This window comes from Roseibium sp. AS2 (assembly GCF_038900065.1).
GTDB lineage: Bacteria > Pseudomonadota > Alphaproteobacteria > Rhizobiales > Stappiaceae > Roseibium.
In genome coordinates, this window is record NZ_JBBMQN010000009.1 from 220,817 (window position 1) to 244,822 (window position 24,006).

Consider the following 24,006-nt stretch of genomic DNA (forward strand, 5'->3'; position numbering starts at 1 on the left):
ATGTGATCCCGGCATTCGGAACCGGGCAGGCTGAGCCCGGTTTACTGTTCAGATGAAACAGTCAGGCCGGAGGCCACATGCTGTCTGCCACCCAGGAACAAATTTGCAGTCAGGCCGGAGAGATCGGCGCCGGACTGTCAGCGGTGCTGGTCAACGCGTCGCTGACGCATCCCTCGCAATCGTCCCACACCGACACGTTGCTCGATGTCGTGGCGGAGATCTTCAGGACCCAGGGCACGGCCGTCGACCGGGTCAGGCTCAGTCAGTACCGGCTCGCTCCCTGCGTATACCCGGACATGACGGAGCATGGATGGGAGGCGGACGACTGGCCGAAGATGTCCGATTATCCTGGGCGCGGACATATGCGTGCTCGGCACGCCCATCTGGCTCGGTGAAAAAAGCTCCCTCGCCCAGGCCTTCATCGAGAAGCTCTATGCCCATTCGGGACAGACCAACGACAAGGGCCAGTATCTGTTCTTCGGCAAGGTGGGGGGATGTATCGTCACCGGCAACGAGGACGGCATCAAGCACGTCGGCATGGGCGTTCTGTATTCCATGCAGCATGTCGGCTATTCGATCCCGCCGCAGGCGGATGCCGGCTGGGTCGGCGAAGCGGGGCCCGGCGCATCTTACGGCGACGCCCGGGACGACGGCACCCGTGCAGGCTTCGACAATACCTTTACCCAGCGCAATACGACATTCATGGCCTTCAATCTGATGCACCTTGCCAGGCTCTACACGGAAAACGGCGGCCTGCCCGCGTGCGGCAATATCCGCGCGCAATGGGAAGACGGCAGCAAGCCCGGCTGGCCCAACCCGGAACACCGGCTCGACACGTAGCCTCAGGCAGGTCCGAGCGCTGCGTCACCGCTGCCCCCGTGGACCGGGCCTTCCGGCATGTCGGCCCCGTTCAGAAGCGCGACGAGCAGACGCGCCGGATCAACCGGGCCCGGCAGCGTGATCCGCCCGAAGGGAACCTGCTGAAAGCCGAAGGGGCTGTAATAGGGCGCATCGCCGACCAGCAGCACCGTCGTGTCTCCCGCCCGGGCGGCCGCTTCCATGGCCGTGTTCATCAGGGCCTTGCCAAGGCCCCGGTTCTTGAAATCCGGTGACACCGTGAGCGGGCCGAGCAGAAGCGCGGCCGTTTGCCCGATCCGGATCGGGCTCAGCCGGATCGATCCGGCCACCTGCTGACCGGCAAGTCCGACGAAGGAAAGATCCACCCTGTGCGGCACGTTTTCACGAATGAGAAAGGCGGTGCGGGCAAACCGTCCCGGGCCGAAGGCATTGGCCTGCAGCGTGTCGATTGCGATCGTGTCGGCGGTGTGTTCGGGCCGAATGACCCATTGCATCTGTTTCATAACTCTGGTTCCGGAAGGCTGTCTTTTTCAGAAAGCGCGCCTGCCGGCCCGGAAGAAACGTGTCTTTGACAATCCGGGAACGGGTCAGCCGCGACGGCGCGGACGAGAAATATCTCGTCGGCTGCTTCGTCGTCGGAGTGTCAGACCTGCGGTCATGATGCCCAGTCTCGATTTGCTGCCGGAAACCAACTGGGGACCCGGCGTTGTCTCAGTGAGGAGAAGCGGTTACCACGCATTGGCGACACCGGTCCAGCGTTTTTTGCCTCGTCGGTCCAGCCGGTCGATTGTTCACCAATCCGGAACGGTGCATTCAGGCGATTGATTTCCGCACCCGCGGACCGACTTAGATCAATGGTGACGGAGCGTGCCGCGTCCAATCGGACGCAACATGCTCGTCAACGGGACTGCAACACAGGAGCACATTATGGGATTGCTGGTCGACGGTGTCTGGAAAGAGCAATGGTACGACACGTCATCGACCGGAGGCCGCTTCGTCCGAAAGGACGCTGCCTTCCGGAACTGGATCACCGCTGACGGATCACCCGGCCCGAACGGCGACGGCGGTTTCAAGGCCGAGCCCGGACGCTATCATCTGTTCGTCTCCCATGCCTGCCCCTGGGCGCATCGCACCATGGTCTTCCGCAAGCTGAAAGGTCTGGAGGATCTGGTTTCCCTGTCTGCCGTTCAGCCCCTGATGCTGGAAAACGGGTGGGAATTTGCCGAGATCGATCCGTTGACCGGGGCGAAATTCGCCTGGCACGTCTACCTCAAGGCCGATCCCCACTATACCGGCCGCGCAACCGTGCCGATCCTGTGGGACAAGCACCAGCAGACCATCGTCAGCAATGAATCCTCCGAGATCATCCGGATGTTCAACTCCGCGTTCGACGGACTGACCGGGTCCGCTGCCGACTATTATCCGGAGGATCTGCGCACGGAAATCGACGACATCAACGAACGCGTCTATCACACGGTCAACAACGGCGTTTACAAATCCGGCTTCGCGACCACGCAAGACGCGTATGAGGAAGCCGTCAAGGCTGTGTTCGAGACCCTGGACGCCCTGGAAGACCGCCTGTCGCGGCAGCGCTATCTGGCGGGCGAGCGGCTGACGGAAGCCGACTGGCGCCTGTTCACCACGCTTGTGCGCTTCGACCCGGTCTATTTCGGCCATTTCAAATGCAACATTCGCCGGATAGTGGATTATCCGAACCTGTCGAACTACCTGCGCGAGCTCTACCAGGTGCCGGGCGTCGCGGAGACCGTCGACATGACGACGATCAAGCAGCACTACTACGGCTCACATGAAAGCGTGAATCCGACCCGCATCGTGCCTGTCGGTCCCGACCTCGACTTCACCCGCCCGCATGACCGGGACCGGCTGCAGGCAGCAGCCTGAGGGGCGGTCTTGTGGTTCTCCTGAAAACACCGCGGCCCCGGCGCTGAACCGGGGGCTTATCCGGCCTGTGGGTCGGTTCCCGGTCACGGCCCCTCCAGGTGTCACCACCTGCCCGAGACCAGCTGTCCCGATCGAAACTCGATCAAGCGTTGCCCGGTGGCCCTGGTGAGGCCATCCGGCAGGGCATCCGGCGCGAAGAAACCGGCTTCGGCAATCTCTGAATTGGGCGCCAGGAAGCTTTCGGTTCCGGACCAGCTTGCCAGATGGAACAGGCCGACATGATCCCGGCCGGTTGCCCCTTCGTTCAGATAGACGCTCAGCAGCCGCGGGGCTTCTGCCGCGGCGATCCCGGCCTCCTCGTGAACCTCCCGGCGGGCCGCTTCCGCCATCGTCTCGCCCTTGTCGACACCGCCGCCCGGCAGATACCAGCCGTCGAGGTAACTGTGCCGCACCAGCAGCACCCTTTTGACCTCGTCTTCCACGATCACACGGACACCAAGCGTGTACGGATTGCGGACCAGTCCGATCTGCTGAATAAGACGGCGTGTCCAGTGCGCAGGCAGGAGGGACAAGAACTTCAACATTTCCCGAAGGATACTCCACGTAATTTGCAGATAAGACCTTGTTAACCCATGCAATCCCTGCAGGGCTGATCTCCAGTAATAACGCTCCTCCTTTTGGCAGCGCATGCATATATATCGTGCAAGTTGATTATTTTGAGGGCAAGGCGCCCTACCCCCTGAAGGAATATGTCCATGTTCAATGCTCTCTTTGGCAGACGCCGCCGCCGTGCCGCCCAATTCCACTGGAAGCCGGCTCTCGATCTCAGCAACCCGCGCGTTGCCAGCACCCTGACCACCTTCCCGACCAACTGATCCCCATCCTCGTTGGCAGCAGGTTCTGAACGGAGAAGAGAACATGTTCGGATTCGTTAATGTTGTTGGCGCGACACTGCGCGAAACCACCCGGACCACGGACAGCTCCGCACCGAAGGTGCGCAAGCCCGCCAAACCGGCAAGGTAACCACTCCGGCACGTTTTTGGCACATTGCATTCGTGCCGCGCAATCGGGCGCCGCGTCATTTCCCCTTGACGTGGCGCCCTTTGCTTTGATGATGCGCGCCATGTTCAAACTCGCGCACCTCTCCGATCCCCATCTCGGCCCCCTGCCGGACCCAAAGCTTCTGCAGCTTTTTTCAAAACGTCTGCTCGGCTATCTGAACTGGCACCGCAACCGGTCCCGGATCATGGGCGCCAGCTATCTCGATCAACTCGTCGCGGACATGAAGGCGAACCTTCCGGACCATATCGCGGTCACCGGCGATCTGGTCAACATCGCCCTGCCTCTGGAGATCTCCGGTGCCCGCACCTGGCTGGAGGAAATCGGCGAGCCGGAGGACGTCTCGGTCGTGCCGGGCAATCACGATGCCTATGTGCCGGGAGCTGTCCGCCGGGCCCGCGCCGCCTGGTGGCCCTACATGAGCGACGGCGACACCAAGGCACCCCCTGCCGGAGCCCGCCCGGAAGCCACCTTTCCCTATGTCCGCAAGCGTGACGGCATCGCTCTGGTCGGCGTGACCACGGGTCGCGCCAGCGCACCCTGGTTTGCCACCGGCCGGGTCGGCAGCGATCAGAGCAAGCGGCTGCGCGCGGTTCTGGAAGAACTCGGCAGGCAGGGACTGTTCCGTGTCGTGATGCTGCACCACCCGCCGTTCAGGCACGCAACGCGCTGGCACAAGCGCCTTTCCGACGCTTCTCGGGTGCGCGCGGTCGTCAAGCGGGCCGGTGCCGAACTGATTCTGCACGGACACACCCATGTCGACAGTTTCGAAGAGATCGACGGCCCGAACGGCCCCGTTCCGGTCGTCGGCGTTCCCTCGGCCACCAGCGCACCCGGCGGCCATAAACCGGCGGCCCGCTACAATCTTTTCAGCATCGAGAAGACACAGGACGGCTGGAGCTGCGCAATGCAGGAACACGGCTTTGACGCGCCGGACGAACCGGTGAAACTGCTCAACGAACGCAGCGTCGTGATACCTGTGGCAGGTCAGGTCACGGGCTTATAAATGAGCATGACGTGGTCTGAGGCGCATTGCGCGTTCCCGGCGCCGCGAAAGGTTTGAAAATGGACACCCGTCACATGGGGTTGGCGAACCAGGCATAGGCCATCAGTCCGACGATGCCGGCGGCAATCCCGATACCGAAGGCACCCGCCACCGCCAGCCACGGCGTGCGGCTTTCCCGGACCCGAACGACCTGGCTTTCGCGCGCCACTTCCCGCAAGCGGTTGTTGAGCCAGTCCCCTTCCAGGGCTTTCTCGCGTTCCAGCACCCGTTCGGCGATATATTCGGTCAGGCAATCGGCCATGTCGTCGATATTGGCGGTTTCCAGGATAACGACCCGTCCCAGGCGCGTGTCCTTGAGGAAACGATAGGTGCGCCGGTCTCCACCGACGGCGACATGGCTTGTGGCATCGATCCACAGCCGCGGTGTCGAACCGGAAATGATCTGAAGCGAAAACTGGTCGTCGTCTTCCGGGATCTCCCTGAAAACGTCCTTCAGTTCATCCGCGAGCATGTCGAGGCGGGCCCGTTCGGTATCCTGCAGTTCCACCACCACATCCGAACGCTCGACCTCGCCGAGCTGAACCTTCCGGATCGCATCGCGCAAGGAGCGCATGCGTGTATGGGGGACAACGTTATCCTGCATTTCAGACATGTGGTGCCCGACTCCGTTTCACTGCCTTGGCCGCGACCCAAGAGGGTCACGATTCGTCGTGGTCAATAGAGTCTTAACCGACTCTCACCCGGTCGAAACAGGCACACGGCCCTAACCGGCGGCTATCCACCGGCAATGCTTCGAAAATGGTTAACGCAGATTAAGGTATTTTTCACACTGGGACTAGATGGACCCCAATCGATGTTTTCAGAATTGAAAGAAATGCTCTGAAATACGCGGTTGCAGCGAAATGCGGATGCATCTAACTTGATGCTACGGAGCCAGACACATTAGACTGAAACTGGCTGCCGTTTTTTCTGATTAAGTACATATTGAGTGACATCGCCAAATTCACCCAAGTCCCGAATATTCACCGTCCTTGGAACCTGAGATCTTCATTCGGAAGTCTGCCGCACCACCACCGCCGCCTTGCCCAGCAATTGCAGAGGCGTGGTTCCGAAGGATACGGGAAAGAATTTAGCGAGATATATTTTAGGGGAAAAAATGCGGACATTGCAGGAAAATCTTATTCTGTCGCGGGATGCCTGTTCGTTTCTGCTTCAGACAAGGTCAATGAAAGGCGCCAATTGGGACCAGTATTCCGGAAGCGCCCAGAGCTGGGAGGCTTGCATAGGGCGAACTGGCGATGCCCGAACGTGCCAGCCATTTAAGGACCACATAGACATTTGTGTGTATGACAAGGTACGTCCACAGGCCAAACGACTTGCCAAAGGTAAGGAAACACTTGCCGGAATGCGTACTTACGCTGCGCTTGCGTTAAAAAACAAATGCGGGAACTGTGGCGAATTTTCTGCTGCCGCCTTCATCTACCTTTACGATAGAAACATCCGCCCCTTGGAGTGGTGCGGTCTCTTGGATGCGGATCACGCCTTTGTCATCATAGGACGGAATGCCGGCGATCCGTCCAACTATTCGGCTTGGGGCGACGTTTCTGCAATATGTGATCCATGGGCGCAGGGCTTCCGCAAAGGCGATTCCGCTTCCGGCACCTATCCCGGTCAGGACTTTAAAGGTCAAATGGGAGGCCTTTTGAGCTTCTCCGGGATCAACATTATGTATCGAGCTGACTAGCGAGGTTGGACCGATAGAGAATCGAGGCATCAAGTGTATGGGAAAACTACCTTTTTCGGACTGGTTTTCTTTGCAACATTGACATTTCTTGCTGTTGCAGAATCGTCCGGAAACAACATGAAGCTAGGAGGAGCGGCAGACATGGCTTCCGAAGAAACATCTCTTATTACCTTTTCAAACATCAGTGGAGATTGGACCTGGAACGGCGAAAAGATCTTTGTAGGTCCTGCACCGGACGGCGAAGGTACGCTCCAGTCACACTCTCCGGATGCAAGTGTCGATATCATATATAGCGAAGGCGATGTGTTCAGGTTGCTAACTGGACATCTGATGCTGCATTTCGGACCGGCTGACATTTCCGGCATTTCAGCGATCGCCGGTACGGGCGGAGGCAGTGCGGGAAGCTCGGATCGCTTCTTGAAACTGGCAAAAGGCAGATTGCTGGCTGTGCTTCAGAAAAGCAGCGCGCCTCGTAAAGTGTCTTACGACCTGTCAACCGCTGAAACCGCCATGCGAATCAACAGCAATACGGAGCTTGTACTCGACGCCGAGCCGGACCTGACCACCATCTTCGTGCTCGTCGGCCCAGTTCGCATCGAAAAACCCGTTCCCGGCGAAGGGAAACTATGGCCTTCCTTGGAGATCGAAGCAGGCGAACTGCTGACAGTAACGCCCAACGGCCCTGGAAACGCCGCCTCCCCGCCATCAGACATTAAAAACGTTTATCTCAAAGAACTCAACTCTCTGTCTTCTCGATAGAATAAACCTCTTTTTCGCAAGGAATTCGCTGACTGCCAAACTGGTGCCGCGCCTCGTTTTCGTAATATAGTAACGATTGGGCGCTTACCGGAGGGCTACGTCATGAATGTGGACGGCACGAAATATCGCACCATCTGGCTCGCCGAAGACGGCGCCTCCGTCGAGATCATCGACCAGACAAAATTCCCCCATGCTTTCGAGATCGCACGGCTTCAAACGATGGAAGAGGCCGCCCATGCGATCCGCGTCATGCAGGTCCGGGGAGCGCCGCTGATCGGCGCAACCGCCGCCTATGGTGTCGCCCTGGCCATGCGCGCCGATTCGTCCGACGACAATCTGCATGCCGCGTGCTCGGCGCTTCTGGAAACCCGTCCGACCGCCGTCAATCTTCACTGGGCCCTCGACAAGGCGCGCAAGGCGTTGATCCAGGTCGCACCGGAGGTCCGCGAACAGGCCGCCTTCAAGTTCGCCGCCGATATCTGTGACGAAGACATTGCCATCAACATGCTGATCGGAATGTACGGCATGGACCTGATCGCGGAGATCAGCCGGTCCAAGCGTCCCGGAGACCCGGTCAACATCCTGACCCACTGCAACGCGGGCTGGCTGGCCGCGGTCGACTGGGGCACGGCGACCGCCCCGATCTACATGTGTCATGACAGCGGTGTTCCGGTGCATGTCTGGGTCGACGAGACCCGTCCACGCAATCAGGGCGCCTATCTGACCGCCTGGGAACTGGGTCAACACGGCGTTCCGCACACCGTCATCGTCGACAATGCCGGCGGGCATCTGATGCAGCATGGCGAGGTCGATATCGTCATCACGGGCACGGACCGGACCACGGCGACCGGCGACGTCTGCAACAAGATCGGCACCTATCTGAAGGCCCTTGCGGCAAGGGACAACGAGATCCCCTTCTATGTCGCCCTGCCTTCGCCGACCATCGATTTCTCGTTGTCGGACGGCCTGCGGGAAATACCGATCGAGGAGCGCGGCGGCGCGGAAGTCAGCCGGATGACCGGGCGGACCGACCAGGGCACCATCGAGACCATCAGCATCGTCGCCGATGGATCGGAGGTCGCCAATCCCGCCTTTGATGTCACCCCGTCCCGCCTTGTCACCGGACTGATCACCGAGCGCGGCGTTCTGGAAGCCAGTCGCAAGGCCATCGCGGATGCCTTTCCCGAACGTGTCAGGGCAAGCGCGTGAAGCTTTGGGCCCATGGAACTTTCACCAGACGGTTTCGCACGCCACTGAATGCCTTGCGCCCTCACCCTGAACAGGGCGAAGCGGAAACCGGTGGCTGAACCAGAGGGCTTGGTCGAAGGTGTCTGTGTCGAGCCTATTCGATCACCGGCACATGAGACGCCCTGTCCCTCTGCAACAGACCCAGCAGCCGTGGATCGTCAGCGACCTCTATCGACCGTTTGTAAGGCGTGAAGCCGCAGGAAATGTAGAAGCGGATTGCCTGCGGGCTGTCGCCGGTGCAGGTGTGCAGCAGCAGGCGTCTGGTTTCCGGCCGCGCCCAGGCCATTTCGGCCGCCTGGCTCATCAGCCAGCGCCCCAGTCCGCCGCCAATGGCATCCGGCACCAGCCCGAAATAGGCGATTTCAGGTTCCTGCGGGTTTGCATAGTCGATTTCCAGCGTGCCGACGGGCCTGCCGTTCTTCATCGGCAGAAAATTCTCGCGCGTCGGCTCTGCGAGCAATGTCTCCAGCACCGCCGGATCCTGGGCAAGGCGCCCGAACCAGAGCCAGTCCTCGCCGATGTCCCGGAACAGCTTTCGATAGGTGGCGACATCGGGCGCGCTCCAGCGCTCCAGTGTGACGTCTCCGCGCGGCGGCGCCAGAGGCTCGCCAGGCTGTTCCCGCATTTCCAGAAATGTCACCACGAACGCGATCTTGCCGTCGGGAATGTCCGTGTAGCCATTGAGGTCCAGCATCTGTCCCATCATCCTTTCTCCGGTATCCGCAAGACAACATGCGGGTTTTGCGCTGCGGCCGGCCCCCTCCGATACCGTGATCCCGGGTTGCGGAATGCGGCTGGTTAACCGCCTGTTAACCACGTCCTGACACAGTCGAACCCGTATCCAGGAAAGATGCTGACATGCCAAAAATCGGGAACTACGTCCAGCGCGACTATCACAGCCGCTATCGCTCCCAGAAACAATCGACGTGGTCCGACTACAACAAGTCCTGGGCGTCGCGTCGTCAGGCATCTGCCCAGAAAATGCAGGAGCTGCGCACCATCGCTTCCAATTTCAACGTCATCGGAGTGCAGGCCTATCAGGCCAACACCATGTATGTGATGCAGAACCAGGGGTCGCTTGGCGTCAACGCCAACCAGACCGCCGCCATGGCCCGCATCAGCGTGCTGGTTTAGGATTCCGGCTTACGGAACGACGAATCTCCGGCCCCTGGGTCTCCGGCGGTTTCAATGTTCAGCAGAAGCGCAAAACATCCAGCACGTCACAAAGCCATGCCATTGGTCTCATCCCCATCTGCACAATCGTCACAGGCGCTATCGTCACCTGCTCAACTGTCATCGGCCAGGGAGCCAAAGGGCGATCTGGGGAAAGGCGACCAGCAGCGCGACCAGCAGCAACGAACAGCCGATAAACGGAAAGGCTGAGGTGTAGATCGTCCGCATGGTTGTTCCGGGCGGCGCCACCCCTTTCATCACGAACAACAGGAGCCCGAACGGCGGGGTGGTGAAGCTGATCTCCAGGGCCAGAAGCATGATCAGGCCGAACCAGATCGGGTCAAATCCCAAGGTCAGTGCCAGCGGAAAGAAAATCGGAACGGTCAGGAGCATGATGGATATCTGTTCCATGAACATTCCCAGCAGCAACAGGACCGCAAACATCACCAGCAGCATGGCAATCGGTGCCAGTTCAAAGGATGTTGCCCAACTCACAAGACCGCGCGAGGCGCCGGAAAAGGCCAGAAGCTGACTGAAAGTGGCCGATCCGAACACAATCAGATAGGCCATCAGGGTCACTTTCAACGCTCCCTTGATGGACTTGTGCATGGCCTCCACGGTCAGACACCTGAACACCGCGGCCAGGATCAGCACACCAAGCGCACCGAAGGCCGCTGCCTCGGATGGCGTCACAAATCCGTTGATCATCAGGATGACAATCAGAACCATCACGCCGACCATCGGGACCACTTCCCGCAACAGCAGGCCGAGCTTGGCTTTCAGGGACAGCGGCTCGACGTCATAGGCCGGGGCCGCTGATGGATCGATCCTGGTCTGGAGCCAGATGGTCCCGATATAGAGCGCCGCAAGGATCAATCCGGGAATGATACCTGCGATCAGCAAGGCACCGACATCTATTTGAGCCAGGGTTGCGAGCAGAACGGCAAGAGCCGACGGCGGAATGATGATCGCCAGCCCGCCGGTGCCCAGGATGGGTCCTATGCTCATGTGAGGCTTGTAACCCCGCTGCCCCATCTCGGGCACCATCAGCGATCCGAGCAGGGCCGTTGATCCCATCGACGAACCGGACAAGGTCGAAAACGCGGTTCCTCCCAGAACAGTGACATAGCTCAGCCGTCCGGGCAGCCGGCCAAGAAGCTGGTCAATGGCATTGAACATGCGTCCACCCAGGCCGGTATGGAAGAATATTTCTCCCATCAGCAAGAACAAGGGGATTGGCACCAACGCGAATTTGGTCAGGGATCCGAGACCATTGTTGAGCAACTGGCCGATACCGCGTTCGCCGCCCATGAAAACCCAGGCACCGATGATGTTCGCTGCCAGAAAAGCCAGCGCGATCGGCATGCCCATGGCCATGAAAAACACGATGACCCCGATAAGCAGGGCAAGCGCTTCATACCATTCCATTATTCGTGGATCCCTGCTTCGCCGGAGTGCATCAGCTCTGATCCGAAGACAAAGCGCAGAAATTCCACGGCCATCAGCCCGAAGCTGAGCGGAAAGGTGATCGTCAGCAGCCAGCGCGGATAATAGTAGGCGCGGGTGTCATAATCGCCCCGCTCGATGTTCTTCAAAAACAGTTCAAGCCCTTTCCAGGCGAGAATGACGCAGACGAGCACACAGGCGATCGCGACCAGCCGGCTGACCACATGGCGCGCCTTTTCGGGCAAGGTCGATGTCACCAGTTCGATGTGAACATGCCCCTTTTCACGCACCAGCCAGGGGGCTCCGAGCATGGTCATGTACAACAATCCGTATTCGGAAGACGTGAAAAGCCAGGCAAATGGCTGCAAACCCAGGTTGCGCATCATGACCGAGACCACAACCGAAATCATGAGCCAGACGAGCGTGGCTCCTGCCACAAAAGCCATGGCGTACAAGAATGTGGAATAGGTCTTCGCGATGGACGTCATGAAGTGGCTCCGAACCCCAGATGTGCAGACCCGCTGGAAGAGCGGGCCCGCGATTTCGTTATTTGGACGCGTTCAGATCGTAAAACAGCTCGATCAACCGGTCATAGTTTCCGGTTCCGCCGGGCTGTTCCGCCATCAGGCCCTTCATGCGCTCCCAGGTTTTGTCCCGGGCAGCCGCCAGATAGTTGGCCTTTGCTTCGCCCTCGAGAGAAATGGTCTCCATGCCTGCGGCATCCAGCGCGGCGAAATCCTCATCGCGTTTGGCGCGCAAGGCTTCGACACTGTCGATCTCATGCTGAATGGCGACGTCCTGCAGGATCTTTCTGGATTCGTCAGAAAGTGAGTCCCATTTTTCCTGATTGACGATCACGCCGAGATCAGTCGAAAAGAAACAGGGTTCGATCCGGTAATTCAGGAACTCGTTCCACTTCAGATCAATCAACCCGATCTGTGTCCAGCCGGTCGCATCGACCACTCCGCGCTGCAGCGCGGCATAGACTTCGCCGGTCGGCAGATCGATCACCTGAGCGCCAAGGTAGTTGGTGAAGAATGCATTGTAGACGTTGTTGCCGCGAAGCTTGATACCGTCCACCTCGAGGTTTCCGTCTGCATCGAAACTCGGTTTGTCGCGGGTCCACAAATTGTAGCACACGCCACTGTCGAACCAGCCAAGGTACTTTAGGCCCATCTTCTCCTGATGGATCTCGTCGATCAGCGCAATACCACCGTTCTCGCGCGTTTCGACGGCTGTCAGGTTGGACGCCACCATCGCGTCTTTTTCCGGCAATGAACCGCCGTAGAAGGACCCGGGCGTGTAGACCATGTCGACAATGCCATCACGGACGGCATCCGCCTGCTGGAACATCCCGATGGCTTCCGGTCCACCCCTGACGTCAATCTGGATCACGCCTTTTCCGGCTTCATTCACCTTGTCGACGAACGACAGAAAGCTCTTTGTGTAGATCAGTGTTTCCGGAAACGCATGCACTGCGGAAATGGTGTCTTCCGCCTGCGCTGCTGCGCCGAAGAGAGTTGAACCGGCAACAAGCCCGGCAAGAACAGTTCTCATCATAGCCTTTCTCCACTTTTCGGGACCTGCTTTTGCAGTGTCCCATTGGCTGTGAGGCAACGTCCTTGATGCCTCACACTGAATTCCTCTACGGCCAAGACTGCCCCGCCTTGGGTCGCACCCAGGAATTGTCATGCATCTGGTTTGCCCTGTGACGCGCAATCTCGGGCAGGTGATGAAGCGTCAGGTCGATGTCGTCCCAGCCGTTGATCAGCTTGGTGCGCCAGCTGGGCTCCAGACTGAACACCAGGTCCAGACCCCCCAGGCTGATCCGGCCGGTTTCCAGCTGGATTCGCAAAGGGCCCGACGCCTCTTTCAGCCTGTCGATCAATGCGGCCGCATCGTCCTCAGATACCTGGGCCGGCAGCAGACCGTTGTTGACTGCATTCCCGGCAAAGATTTCACCAAAACTCGGGGCGATAACCGCGCGGATCCCCGCATCAACCAGTGCGTAGACAGCAGCCTCACGCGACGAACCGCAGCCGAAATTATGTCCGGCGACAACAACGCTGGCGTCCGGGTGTCGGTTCAACGGAAACTCGGCAAGCTCATCTCCGCCCGCATCACGGCGCAGATCATGCAGAAGAAAGCGTCCGTAACCGTCGCTGCGAGAATGCGTCATGAACCGGGCAGGGATAAGCTGGTCCGTATCCACGTTCTGCAGTGGCAGGGCGACCGCCTGGCCAGCATGTTCCGACCAACCCGCCATCACGCGGTTCTGCCTGTCAGGAGCGGACGAACATCCGTGATGGTGCCGGTTACGGCGGCGGCGGCAACCATGGCCGGTGACATCAGATGCGTGAGGGCACCGGGGCCCTGGCGGCCGCGGAAATTTCGATTTGTTGAAGATGCGCACCGTTTTCCGGGGGCCACCAGATCGCCATTCATGCCGACACACATGGAGCAGCCCGAAGCAACCCACTCCAGTCCCGCCTGGATGAAGACCTGATCCAGTCCCTCTTGTTCGGCCTGCGCTTTCACCAGACTGGATCCGGGAGAAACCAGTCCGGGCACTTTCGATTTCCGCCCGGCCAGGACTGCCGCGGCCGCCCGCAGATCCTCAATCCGGCCGTTGGTGCACGACCCGACGAACACCTGATCCACCGGAGTGCCTTCGATGGGTCGCCCCGCTGAAAGACCCATATAGTCCAGTGCGTCGCGCACTGCCTGGGCATTGCCATGCGCCTCGGATGCGGGGTCCGGGATATTGGCCGTGACCGGGAGCGCCTGCTCGGGGCTGGTGCCCCAGGTGACCGTCGGCGCAATGTCGGCGCCGTCGATACGGACATCCCTGTCGAATTCGGCGTCGTCATCGGAGCGCAAATGCGCCCAGGCTTCCACCGCCTTGTCCCACGCGGATCCACGAGGGCTGAACGCGCGCCCCTTCACATAAGAAGCCGTGGTCTCATCCGGTGCGATCATGCCCATCCGGGCACCGCCCTCGATGGACAGGTTGCAAAGGGTCATTCGCCCTTCCATCGACAGGTTCCGGATCGCGGTCCCGGCATATTCGATTGCGTGACCTTTTGCGCCGCCCGTACCGAGCCGGGCGATCCAGTTGAGAGCAATGTCCTTTGCACTCACCCCCGGCCCAAGCGCTCCGTCGATTTGCAGGCGCATCGCGGCGGGTTTCATCTGCCAGATCGTCTGGGTCGCCAGAACATGGGCGACCTCGGTTGCGCCGATGCCGAAGGCAAGAGCGCCAAATGCCCCGTGTGTCGACGTGTGGCTGTCACCGCAATTGATCAACAGCCCGGGCAAGGTCAACCCCTGTTCAGGCCCGATCACGTGGACAATGCCTTGTTCGGGATCGTCCAGATCAAACAGGCGTATCCCGTGATCTTCCGCATTGCGTCGCAGGGTTTGCAGCATGCGGGTTATTCGGGGATCGGCGATCTGTCCGTGCCGGCGTGTCGGGGCATAGTGATCAACGACGGCAAACGTCAATTCCGGCTCGGCCAGTTTCGCACCGCGTGCCTTCAGTTTGGCGAACGCATGGTGGGAGCCTTCGTGCACCAGGTGGCGGTCGACCCACAGAAGCGACTTGCCATCGGCGTTCGAGACAATTTCATGAGTTGCCCATAACCGGTCCAGAAGCGTGCGCGGCGGGCTCACGGCGTGTCCTCCGAGGATTTGCCGATCGCAGGCTGCCAATGCCGCGCACCGCCGTCGCCAACCCGGGTCAGCGGCATTTCAAGCTGAAACATGTCGGGCCGGTAAAGTCCCGAAAGATACTCAACACCGTTGCCATCGACATCGCGCACGACCCGCCGCAAGGAAAGCAGCGCCGATCCGACGGCGATACCGAGCGCATCAGCGACTTCCGGACCTGCCAGGGAAGCGGAAACGGACTGATGCGCATCGCGGATCTGAACGCCACTAAGCTCCAGCAGCTTGAACAGGGGCGTCGTCGCGAGATCATTTTCCGAATAATTGCTTGCGATCGCCGCGGGCACATAGGTTGTCAGGTGAGAGAAAGGTGTCCCGTCGGCACTGCGCACCCGGATTGCGACCTGAACCTGCTCTCCTGACTCGATCTGCAATGCGCGGGCAACAAATTCAGGTGCGGTATCGTAGGAAAACGACAGAAGGCGGGCCGTTGTGTTGCGCCCCATCTCGACGAGTTGCGGCATCAGGGTGGCCAGGTTCATCGCCATTGGCCTGTTCGGCTGACCCGAGGTGCTCACCGTCGTTCCGCTGCCCGCGCGGCGCGTCACCAGTCCGGCTTCGGCCAGGGCATCCAGCGCCCGCCGGATTGTCACGCGCGAGACCCCGAATATCTCGGTAAGCTTTTGTTCCGCAGGCAAGGTCACACCGTCCGCCAAACGCCCATCGGCAATTTGGTCACGCAAAGACAGATAGACCCGACGCGCCTTGGCACCATCAGGAAGTCGCGATTTTGCCGGCTTGTTCACGCAACAAATTCCTTCCTAAGTCGGCTTCGATGTTACAGCTCGATTTTAAAAACTCAAGCTTCTGTCCGATAATTTTCTAATTTTCTGTATTAACAAGCGATTCAAATTGGTATTATAGATAGTACAAATTTCTCGGGAGGGCAGCATGCCGATCGTCGAACTACATGTCTTGCAAGGCTATGGGCCCGAGGAAAAGCGCCGGCTGTGCGAGGCCCTGACAGATGCGGTTCGTCTGGTCGTTCCCGCTGCGCCGGAGGCCATCACCGTCATGATCCATGAAATGCCGCCGGAGAACTACGCGCGCGGCCGCAGGAGCCGTGCGGGGGCTCCGGCGCTTGCCGATCCGGCGGAGATCGTCAGGAACTATCTTCGGGCAATGGAGGCCCGTCAGACCGACGTTGCCCAGGGGTTTCTCGGGGGCGGTTTCACAATGCATTTTCCCGGCGCGCCACCGATGTCCCGATTGCAGGAGCTGATCGACTGGGCCAGACCGCGCTATCGCTTCGTCAAAAAGTCCTATGAAGGTTTCGACGCGATGCAGAGCTCCGGTTCGGCAGCATTGGTTTATTGTCGCGGATCCCTGTCGGGCGAGTGGCCCGATAGCACCGCTTTTGACGGCATCCGGTTTATTGACCGCTTTGAGATCGAGGCCGGTAAAATCACCCGTCAGGACGTCTGGAACGACATTGCGGAGGTAAAGTCGACGGCATGAGCGAGATTGACCCAATCACTTTGTCGGTTCTGGCCGGCCGCATGGAACAAATTGCCGATGAAATGGACGCGACCCTGTTTCGCGCGGCCTTCAACCCGATCATCGCCGAGGCTCACGATGCCAGTCACGGCCTTTACCATGCAACCAACGGCGACACCCTGGTTCAGGGCAAATCGGGTCTGCCAATCTTCGTGGGGGTCATGTCGTTCGCGGTCAAGGCCGTGATCGAGAAAGCGGCCGCGAGCGGTGATTTGCAGGACGGCGACATCTATATTTTCAATGACGCCCATATCGGCGGCACGCATCTGTCCGACATGCGTCTTGTCCGCCCCTATTTTCGTGATGGTGAGTTGTTCTGCTACCTCGCCTCGGTAGGCCATTGGCACGACGTCGGCGGTGCGGTGCCCGGCAACTATAATCCGGCGGCAACGGATGTCTTCCAGGAAGCGTTTGTCCTGCCTCCGGTGCGATTGGCCCGGGCCGGCGAAGTCAATCAGGACATCATCGACATTCTCCTGCGCAACACGCGCCTGCCACAATCGGCCATGGGGGATCTGAACGGACAACTGGGTGCGCTCGACCTGGGAATAAGGCGCATGGATGAATTGCTGGATGAATATGGCGCCGCGACCGTCCATGCCGGGCTTGACGCCCTCGGGCACCGGGCCGAGGCCTTGATGCGATCGGAGCTTGAAGAATTGCCCGATGGCCGCTGGGAGGCGGAAGACTTTCTCGACAATGACGGCATCACCGACGAACCGCTGGCAATCCGTGTTGCGCTGGAAATCAGCGGCGATGAGATGACACTCGATTTTGCCAGGTCCGCACCGCAATGCGCCGGGCCCGTCAACATTGCTCTGCCGACCACCGTCGCCACCGCATATGTGGCGATCAAGCACATCTTCCAGGATTTGCCGGCCAATGCGGGCGTGATGCGCCCCATCAGGGTGCTGGTTCCGCAGGGATCGCTTCTGTCCGCGGAATTTCCGGCTCCGACGGGCGGTTACACGGAAACAATTCTTCGGATGATCGACGTGATTTTCTGCGCCTTCGCCAAGGCTGCGCCCGATCGCGTCGTTGCCAATGCCTATGGGACGATCAATGCCTTGTCGATTGCCGGAAAACGCGACAATGGCCAGCCCTGGGTGATGTTCAGTTTCTACGGTGGCGGCCATGGCGGATCGCCGGAATGCGACGGTTTGAACCACGGCAATGCGCCCATTTCCACTGCGACCATACCGCCAATGGAAATACTCGAAGCCGCCTATCCGGTGATGTTTCGGCAGTGGGCGCTGAGGCCCGACAGCGCCGGAGCCGGTGCCCATCGCGGTGGCATGGGGGCAATCTACGAAATCGAGGTTCTGGAAGAAAACGGAGCCGAAGCCTTCCTGTTTGGCGAACGTGGCCGTTTTGCCCCACAGGGGATCGTAAACGGGCAAAGCGGAGCTCTCAACCGCTTCACCTACCAGCAGGACGACGGCTGGAAGACACCGCCCCTGGCCTCGAAGATGCGCGGGATCAAGCTCCGGAAGGGACAGGCTGTGCGCCTGGAAACACCCGGTGGCGGCGGCTATGGCGACGCTGCCGATCGCACGCCCCGCGACGTGGCCCGCGATGTGGCCCGCGGTCTGGTCAATGCGGAGGCTGCCGATGAGCACTACGGAAACGCCTGGCGCGAGGTAACGATATGAGCGGGCGCATGATTGGTGTCGATGTCGGCGGCACATTCACGGATGTTTTTGTCCTGAACGAATCCGACGGCAGCGCGTCCGTGGCCAAGGTGCCGACAACACGTCCGGACCAGTCCGGCGGGTTCCTCGACGGGATTGGACGTGAAGTGTCCGATCTTTCGAAAATCTCGGTTGTCGTGCACGGCACAACGGCCGGCACCAATGCCTTGCTGGAACGCAAAGGCGCGAAAACCGGCGTGATATGCACACAGGGCCTGCGCGACGTTCTGGAAATGCGCCGCCGGGACCGCCCGAGAACCTGGGGCCTGAGAGGTGATTTCGAACCGGTTGTCGATCGGAGAAATCGACTTGAGGTCCCTGAGCGCACGCTTGCGGACGGCTCCATCCGCACACCGGTGGATCTTGATGCTGTCCGGGCAGCCGCCTCCCAACTGCGCGATCAAGGCTGTGAAGCGGTTGCGATCCTATTTGCCAATGCCTTCGCCAATCCGGAAAACGAAGCCGCAGCGGTCTCCGCCGTTCGCGCTATCTGGCCCAATCCGCATGTGTCGGCGTCGTCCGAGATCCTGCCGGAAATCCGCGAATTTGAACGTTTTTCCACCACGGCGCTCAACGCTTACCTGCAGCCCGAAGTGTCCGGCTATCTTGACCGGCTGGAACAGGCGCTCAAATCCGGCGGGTTTGACGGCGAATTCATGATTGTCCAGTCCAACGGTGGCGTCATGGCGGTCGATACCGCCTGCAGGCTCCCTGTCCGCACAGCGCTGTCGGGACCGGCTGCGGGGGTCATTGCGGCAGGCTATATTGCGGAAACCGCCGGGTTCGACAACATCATCACCGGCGATATGGGAGGCACCAGTTTTGATGTGTCGCTGATTGCCGGCGGACAATCGATGTTGTCGCCGCAGACGTCCATCGACTTCGGCATGGTTGTCCGAAACCCGATGATCGAAATCACCACAATAGGCGCAGGCGGTGGCTCGATTGCCTGGGTCGACAAGGGGGGATTGCTCAACATCGGCCCCGAAAGCGCAGGCTCCGATCCCGGCCCTGTTGCCTACGGGCTCGGCAATGATCGGCCGACAGTAACCGACGCAAATGTGGTTCTCGGCCGGATCGATCCGGAAAATCCGATAGGCGGCAAGCTCGCGCGGCTGGATGTCGAGGCCGCCGCAAAAGCGATCGACACGCATGTGGGCGCCCCTTTGAAGCTCGATACGCTCCAGGCGGCCGAAGCCATTTTGCGGGTCGCGAACTCCCGAATGGCCGGCGCCATTCGCCTTGTCAGTATCGAACGTGGCTTCGATCCCAAACGGTTTGCTTTCATGCCCTTTGGCGGTGGCGGTGCCCTGCACGCAGGTGCAATGCTGGCGGAGGTCGGAATCGCCCGCGCCATCGTCCCGCGTTATCCCGGCGTGACCTCCGCCATGGGCTGCGTGATCGCCGACATGCGTCAGGATTTCGTGCAGACGATAAACTCTCTTGTCAGTTCGCTCGACGAGACGTCACTCGGCAACTTCATGCAAAGCCATGCCGATCAGGGCATGGCCTTGCTGGATGCGGCACGCACCACTTTTGAAGCACGGCAGGTGAGCTTCGAACTGGACATGGCCTACATCGGCCAGACGCACACGGTCTCGGTCCCGCTCACTGTCACGGTCGAGGGCGGCAGGGTGATACCGCCGACCCGGACGGAGATCGAAGCGGCCTTCGACGCTGCCTACCTGGCCACCTTCGGGCGGTTGCTGGACAAGGGTGTGCGCCGCATCCTGAACCTGCGCAGCGCAGTGACCGGCAAACGGCCCAAGTTCGATCTGCATACCCTGGCTCCGACCACAACCGGACCCGTTTCGGCCAAATCGAACCGCCCGGTTCATTTTGGTGGCTCCTGGCACGAGACAGCGATATACGACCGCCTCGATCTGCCGGTTGGCACCGTGATAAAAGGACCGGCGATTCTGGAACAGCCCGATACGACGGTGCTGGTGGAACCTGGTTTGCTCGCCCGGGTCGACACTTTCGGCAATACGATCATTGAACCTTCGGAGGATCTGTCATGAGCGACTGGAAATCATGGGACTTGACCCGCACCGCGCTCCTGACGATCGATCTCCAGAACGACTTCCTCCACCCGGAAGGTGCCTATGGACGCGCTGGCCAGTCCTCTGAAAACATCCTGTCGCTGCCGCAGCGCATCGCCCCGATCGCAAAGGCGCTGCGGGCCAAGGGTGGCCACTACATCTCGGCTCAGTTCACATTGGTGCCGGATGCCAGTGGTGAACCTCTTGTTTCGCCGCATCTGAAAAAACTGCGCCCCTTTCTCGGCAAAGGCGATTTTGCGCCGGGCACATTTGGACATGACCTGGTTGATGAGCTTGCGCCTGCCGACTATGTGGTCGAGAAGGTTGCCTATTCAGCCCTTTATCAGACACGGCTGGAATACATCCTCAAGGCGGCCGGCATCGACACTTTGATTGTCGGCGGCATCGTCACGAACGGCGGGGTGGCGTCCACCTTGCGTGACGCGCACCTGCGCAATATCGAAACGCTCATGTTGACGGATGGGTGCGCGGCTTTTCGGCAAGAGGTCCACGACGCAACGCTTCTGTCGCTGGCGACGGTCACCGAACAAATGAGCTGTGCTGATACGTTGGCATGGCTGGAGAGTACAGCATGAGCCTGAAGACACGCCTTTTGCAGAAAAAGATTCTTCTGGCACCCGGTGTTTACGATGGTTTGACGGCCACTCTGGCCACCGATGCCGGCTTCGAGGCGCTTTATCTCAGCGGTGCCGCGGTTGCCTATACCCGTCTTGGCCGTCCGGACATCGGGCTTACGTCCGTAACCGAGATGGCGGACACCATGGCGCTGGTCGCTGACCGAACCGCGCTGCCGGTGATCATCGATGCGGATACCGGCTTCGGCAACGCGCTCAACGCACAGCGCACCATGAGGCTTTATGAGCGCTCTGGTGCATCTGCCCTGCAAATCGAGGACCAGACCTATCCGAAGCGCTGCGGTCACCTGGCCGACAAGTCCCTGATACCGGCAAGCGAAATGGCGGGGAAGGTCAAGGCCATGGCCGATGCCCGCAAATCCAGTGAAACGCTGATTATTGCACGCACCGACGCCATTGCCGTGGAAGGGTTCAATGCCGCGATCGATCGCGCCGAGGCTTATCTCGAAGCCGGCGCCGATGTGCTCTTCATAGAAGCCCCTCAGACACGCGAGCAACTGACGGACGTCGCGCAACACTTCGCCAATCGCGTTCCCTTGCTGGCAAACATGGTCGAAGGCGGCGCCACGCCGATCACGGGCGCGGACGATCTGGAAGAACAGGGCTTTTCGATCGTGATCTTTCCCGGCGGAATTGTGCGCGCCATCGCTCGAACCGCATGTGAATACTATGAAAGCCTTCGCGACAATGGCAGCAACAGGCCGTTTTCTGACAGAATGTTCGATTTCGATGGCCTCAACCAAGTGATCGGCACGCCCGCGATGCTTGCCCAGGGCGTTAAATATGATCGAAACCAGAGCTGACACTGCGCCACCGCCTGCCGCATTCGACCTGTCATGTGAAACGCTGATCATAGGCGCAGGCGCAGGCGGACTGGTTGCCGCACTTGCCGCCCATGAAGCCGGCCAGTCTGTCCTGGTGATAGAAGCCGATGCCGTCCCGAGCGGCTCCACGGCCCTGTCCGCCGGCCTCATCCCCGCTGCGGGTACCAGGGCGCAACAGGCAACCGGCATCGACGACAGTGCCGAGTTTTTTGCAACCGACATTCAGTCGAAAGCCAACGGCGAGAACCAGCAGGATCTCGTGGACCGGCTGGCCAGCCATTCAGGTCCGTTGATCGACTGGCTCAGCGACACCTATGAATTGCCGTTTTCTGTTATCTCCAATTTTGACTATCCGGGTCACAGCAGACGGCGAATGCACGGTCTCCCGACACGGTCCGGGACGGAGCTGATCGACGCACTCCGCTCGACCTGCGAGGCCTGCGGCATCGACATCATTTGCGAACGCAGGGCGCACCGTCTGTTTTATCAGAACGGCCGCGTCCATGGCGTGTCGGTGACCCGGCCGGACGGCGGTGTCGAGACGATCGGCAGCAAGAAGTTGATCCTTGCCTGCAATGGATTTGGCGGAAATCGCGAACTGGTCAGCCGCTTCATACCTTCGATTGAAAACGGGCTGTGGTTCGGTCACGACGGCAACCGCGGGGAAGCGCTGTTGTGGGGTCAGGAGATCGGTGCCGATCTGGGTCACCTGGGATCGTATCAGGGCCATGGCAATGTCGCGCACCCGCACGCAATCCTGATCACATGGGCGGTGATTACCGAGGGCGGCGTCCAGGTCAATTGCAGGGGCGAACGGTTCTGGAATGAATCGCAGGGCTACTCCGAGGCTGCGCGCGTTGTTCTGGCGCAGCCCGAAGGTCAGGCCTACTCGATTTTCGACAGCCGGATCGCTGCAGTGGCGCGCCAGTTCGAGGACTTCAAGCGGGCAGAAACAGCCGGAGCGATCAAGACGAGCGATACGCTGGAGGGTCTGGCCCGGCAATTCGACCTGCCGACCGACGCCTTTCTGAAAACGATGGAGAGCATTCCCGAGAACGGGACCGATGCGTTCAATCGAAAGTTCGGAAACGAACCTCTCAGGCCACCCTATTGCGGTGTGCGCGTTACCGGGGCCCTGTTCCACACGCAGGGCGGCCTCAAGACAGATGAACACGCCCGGGTCTTGAACGAAAACGGCGTGCCTTTCCCCAATCTCTTTGCCTGCGGAGGCGCAGCCTGTGGTGTATCGGGACAGTCAGACAGCGGTTATCTCTCCGGAAACGGCCTCCTCAGTGCGGTCGTTCTGGGCAAGTTGGCCGGCCAGTCTGAATAGACGGACCGGTCGCTCACCGGACCTTCCGGTCGCTTCCTGCACCATCGGAAAATCCCGCCTTCGATGTCACCCGGGCACGCCTGGTCGCCGGACTGAGCACCGAACGGGGCGTTCTGGAAGCCAGCCGCAAGGCCATCGGGACGCCTTTCCCGAGCGGGTCAGGGCGAGCACGTGAAGGCTCAATCCAACCTTTGACCGGCACGGATTTGCGCCACCGGCGGCAACGGCACGAGCGAGAAGAATTTTCGCGAGGGCGAGCGCCTGATTCCCGCCCCTTTTTTCTTCCAGAACACACTTCATTTCACCCCATTCAGGACTGGGGAACCAAGTCTCGCCATGAAACCGGAAATCTTGATTGTCGATGACGATCCGCATATTCGCGGTGTCATCAGGATAGCGGCGGAAAACGCCGGCATGAACACGGCAGAGGCTGCGGGCGGGCAACAGGCTCTCGACATGCTGCGTCAGCTGAAGCCGGATTTGATCGTCCTGGATATCGGTATGCCTGTCATGAACGGCTTTCACTGCTGCCAGCGCATTCGCGCCACCTCTCGCGTGCCGATTCTGTTCCTCACCGCTCACGACGAGGAAATTGATCGCGTCCTGGGCTTTGAGCTGGGGGCCGACGATTACGTCACAAAGCCGTTTTCCCCACGCGAACTGGTCTTGCGGATCAGGGCAATTCTCGGTCGCGGAGGGTCCCGCCGGGAAGAGATCCTGCGCCATGGCGATGTGCACCTGGACGAACAGGGACATGTTTGCCGGATCGGCGGCCGCGAACTTCCATTGACTGCGAGAGAGTTCACCGTTCTGGCAACCCTGTTGCGGCATCCTGAGAAGCTGATCAGCCGGAATGCCATGATCCAGGAAATCTATGGCCGAAACACCGCGCTGTCCGGACGCACAATCGACAGCCATGTCCGCAACATCAGAGCCAAAGCGGCGGCTCTCGACTGCCGGGACATCATCAGAACGATCCGCGGCGTGGGGCTGCGACTTGGAAGTTGCAGACTTGAGCAAGACGCATTGTGATCCGTCCCTC

The 24,006-nt window shown here is 60.1% G+C and carries 25 protein-coding genes; 15 read left to right on the forward strand and 10 right to left on the reverse strand.

Going from position 1 to position 24,006, the window contains the following annotated elements:
* Positions 1 to 77: 77 nt before the first annotated feature.
* Both WNZ15_RS23550 and WNZ15_RS23555 read left to right on the forward strand, forming a co-directional pair.
* The gene (locus WNZ15_RS23550; RefSeq protein ID WP_342895480.1) at positions 78 to 395 is read left to right on the forward strand and encodes a hypothetical protein; all 318 of its coding nucleotides are present in this window, start codon (positions 78 to 80) and stop codon (positions 393 to 395) included.
* Positions 367 to 840, forward strand: coding sequence for a hypothetical protein (locus WNZ15_RS23555; protein ID WP_342895481.1), 474 nt, complete (start codon positions 367 to 369; stop codon positions 838 to 840). The genes WNZ15_RS23550 and WNZ15_RS23555 overlap by 29 nt, the downstream gene beginning before the upstream one ends.
* 2 nt (positions 841 to 842) lie before the next feature.
* On the opposite strand, the gene WNZ15_RS23560 is transcribed toward WNZ15_RS23555, so the two are convergent.
* The gene (locus WNZ15_RS23560; RefSeq protein WP_342895482.1) at positions 843 to 1,361 is read right to left on the reverse strand and encodes an N-acetyltransferase; all 519 of its coding nucleotides are present in this window, start codon (positions 1,359 to 1,361) and stop codon (positions 843 to 845) included.
* A 424-nt stretch (positions 1,362 to 1,785) separates the two neighbouring features.
* Here WNZ15_RS23560 and WNZ15_RS23565 point away from each other — a divergent pair, with 424 nt between their 5' ends.
* The gene (locus tag WNZ15_RS23565; RefSeq protein WP_342895483.1) at positions 1,786 to 2,760 is read left to right on the forward strand and encodes a glutathione S-transferase family protein; all 975 of its coding nucleotides are present in this window, start codon (positions 1,786 to 1,788) and stop codon (positions 2,758 to 2,760) included.
* A gap of 101 nt (positions 2,761 to 2,861) precedes the next feature.
* Here WNZ15_RS23565 and WNZ15_RS23570 read toward each other — a convergent pair whose 3' ends face one another.
* Complete coding sequence (locus WNZ15_RS23570) at positions 2,862 to 3,344, reverse strand: NUDIX domain-containing protein (protein ID WP_342895484.1); 483 nt, start codon at positions 3,342 to 3,344, stop codon at positions 2,862 to 2,864.
* Between the two features lie 539 nt (positions 3,345 to 3,883).
* Between WNZ15_RS23570 and WNZ15_RS23575 the strand changes: the two genes are divergently transcribed.
* Positions 3,884 to 4,825 (forward strand): metallophosphoesterase, encoded by a 942-nt coding sequence (locus WNZ15_RS23575; RefSeq protein WP_342895485.1) that lies wholly within the window; start codon positions 3,884 to 3,886, stop codon positions 4,823 to 4,825.
* A gap of 70 nt (positions 4,826 to 4,895) precedes the next feature.
* Here the strand turns inward: WNZ15_RS23575 and WNZ15_RS23580 are convergent, their stop codons facing one another.
* Complete coding sequence (locus WNZ15_RS23580) at positions 4,896 to 5,477, reverse strand: hypothetical protein (protein WP_342895486.1); 582 nt, start codon at positions 5,475 to 5,477, stop codon at positions 4,896 to 4,898.
* Between the two features lie 690 nt (positions 5,478 to 6,167).
* Here WNZ15_RS23580 and WNZ15_RS23585 point away from each other — a divergent pair.
* From WNZ15_RS23585 to mtnA, 3 genes are all read left to right on the forward strand, one after another.
* Positions 6,168 to 6,569: a hypothetical protein gene (locus WNZ15_RS23585; RefSeq protein WP_342895487.1), complete on the forward strand. Its 402-nt coding sequence runs from the start codon at positions 6,168 to 6,170 to the stop codon at positions 6,567 to 6,569.
* A 141-nt stretch (positions 6,570 to 6,710) separates the two neighbouring features.
* Positions 6,711 to 7,328: a hypothetical protein gene (locus WNZ15_RS23590; protein ID WP_342895488.1), complete on the forward strand. Its 618-nt coding sequence runs from the start codon at positions 6,711 to 6,713 to the stop codon at positions 7,326 to 7,328.
* Between the two features lie 102 nt (positions 7,329 to 7,430).
* Positions 7,431 to 8,537: an S-methyl-5-thioribose-1-phosphate isomerase gene (mtnA, locus tag WNZ15_RS23595; RefSeq protein ID WP_342895489.1), complete on the forward strand. Its 1,107-nt coding sequence runs from the start codon at positions 7,431 to 7,433 to the stop codon at positions 8,535 to 8,537.
* Between the two features lie 133 nt (positions 8,538 to 8,670).
* On the opposite strand, the gene WNZ15_RS23600 is transcribed toward mtnA, so the two are convergent.
* Positions 8,671 to 9,282, reverse strand: coding sequence for a GNAT family N-acetyltransferase (locus WNZ15_RS23600; RefSeq protein WP_342895490.1), 612 nt, complete (start codon positions 9,280 to 9,282; stop codon positions 8,671 to 8,673).
* A gap of 152 nt (positions 9,283 to 9,434) precedes the next feature.
* Between WNZ15_RS23600 and WNZ15_RS23605 the strand changes: the two genes are divergently transcribed.
* A complete protein-coding gene (locus tag WNZ15_RS23605) occupies positions 9,435 to 9,710 on the forward strand; it encodes a flagellar biosynthesis protein (RefSeq protein WP_342895491.1) in 276 nt (91 codons plus the stop codon).
* Between the two features lie 159 nt (positions 9,711 to 9,869).
* Here WNZ15_RS23605 and WNZ15_RS23610 read toward each other — a convergent pair whose 3' ends face one another.
* From WNZ15_RS23610 to WNZ15_RS23635, 6 genes are all read right to left on the reverse strand, one after another.
* Positions 9,870 to 11,177 (reverse strand): TRAP transporter large permease, encoded by a 1,308-nt coding sequence (locus WNZ15_RS23610; protein WP_342895492.1) that lies wholly within the window; start codon positions 11,175 to 11,177, stop codon positions 9,870 to 9,872.
* Positions 11,177 to 11,683, reverse strand: coding sequence for a TRAP transporter small permease (locus WNZ15_RS23615; RefSeq protein ID WP_342895493.1), 507 nt, complete (start codon positions 11,681 to 11,683; stop codon positions 11,177 to 11,179). The genes WNZ15_RS23610 and WNZ15_RS23615 overlap by 1 nt, the downstream gene beginning before the upstream one ends.
* Before the next feature lie 58 nt (positions 11,684 to 11,741).
* Entirely contained in the window at positions 11,742 to 12,755 is a 1,014-nt protein-coding gene (dctP, locus tag WNZ15_RS23620; RefSeq protein WP_342895494.1) for a TRAP transporter substrate-binding protein DctP, read from the reverse strand.
* A gap of 85 nt (positions 12,756 to 12,840) precedes the next feature.
* A complete protein-coding gene (gene leuD / locus WNZ15_RS23625; protein WP_342895495.1) occupies positions 12,841 to 13,461 on the reverse strand; it encodes a 3-isopropylmalate dehydratase small subunit in 621 nt (206 codons plus the stop codon).
* Positions 13,461 to 14,867, reverse strand: coding sequence for a 3-isopropylmalate dehydratase large subunit (leuC, locus tag WNZ15_RS23630; protein WP_342895496.1), 1,407 nt, complete (start codon positions 14,865 to 14,867; stop codon positions 13,461 to 13,463). Before leuC ends, leuD begins: the two co-directional genes overlap by 1 nt.
* Positions 14,864 to 15,667 (reverse strand): GntR family transcriptional regulator, encoded by an 804-nt coding sequence (locus WNZ15_RS23635; RefSeq protein ID WP_342895497.1) that lies wholly within the window; start codon positions 15,665 to 15,667, stop codon positions 14,864 to 14,866. The genes leuC and WNZ15_RS23635 overlap by 4 nt, the downstream gene beginning before the upstream one ends.
* 145 nt (positions 15,668 to 15,812) lie before the next feature.
* Between WNZ15_RS23635 and WNZ15_RS23640 the strand changes: the two genes are divergently transcribed.
* The 7 genes from WNZ15_RS23640 (at position 15,813) to WNZ15_RS23670 (ending at position 23,996) form a co-directional block, all read left to right on the forward strand.
* A complete protein-coding gene (locus WNZ15_RS23640) occupies positions 15,813 to 16,379 on the forward strand; it encodes a tautomerase family protein (RefSeq protein ID WP_342895498.1) in 567 nt (188 codons plus the stop codon).
* Complete coding sequence (locus tag WNZ15_RS23645; protein WP_342895499.1) at positions 16,376 to 18,070, forward strand: hydantoinase B/oxoprolinase family protein; 1,695 nt, start codon at positions 16,376 to 16,378, stop codon at positions 18,068 to 18,070. Before WNZ15_RS23640 ends, WNZ15_RS23645 begins: the two co-directional genes overlap by 4 nt.
* The gene (locus WNZ15_RS23650) at positions 18,067 to 20,130 is read left to right on the forward strand and encodes a hydantoinase/oxoprolinase family protein (RefSeq protein ID WP_342895500.1); all 2,064 of its coding nucleotides are present in this window, start codon (positions 18,067 to 18,069) and stop codon (positions 20,128 to 20,130) included. Before WNZ15_RS23645 ends, WNZ15_RS23650 begins: the two co-directional genes overlap by 4 nt.
* Positions 20,127 to 20,747, forward strand: a complete 621-nt coding sequence (locus WNZ15_RS23655) for an isochorismatase family cysteine hydrolase (protein ID WP_342895501.1) — start codon at positions 20,127 to 20,129, stop codon at positions 20,745 to 20,747. The genes WNZ15_RS23650 and WNZ15_RS23655 overlap by 4 nt, the downstream gene beginning before the upstream one ends.
* The gene (locus WNZ15_RS23660; RefSeq protein WP_342895502.1) at positions 20,744 to 21,610 is read left to right on the forward strand and encodes an isocitrate lyase/phosphoenolpyruvate mutase family protein; all 867 of its coding nucleotides are present in this window, start codon (positions 20,744 to 20,746) and stop codon (positions 21,608 to 21,610) included. Before WNZ15_RS23655 ends, WNZ15_RS23660 begins: the two co-directional genes overlap by 4 nt.
* On the forward strand, positions 21,591 to 22,964 hold the full coding sequence (locus WNZ15_RS23665) for an FAD-dependent oxidoreductase (protein WP_342895503.1): 1,374 nt from the start codon (positions 21,591 to 21,593) through the stop codon (positions 22,962 to 22,964). Before WNZ15_RS23660 ends, WNZ15_RS23665 begins: the two co-directional genes overlap by 20 nt.
* 336 nt (positions 22,965 to 23,300) lie before the next feature.
* Complete coding sequence (locus WNZ15_RS23670) at positions 23,301 to 23,996, forward strand: response regulator transcription factor (RefSeq protein ID WP_342895504.1); 696 nt, start codon at positions 23,301 to 23,303, stop codon at positions 23,994 to 23,996.
* Positions 23,997 to 24,006 lie beyond the last annotated feature (10 nt).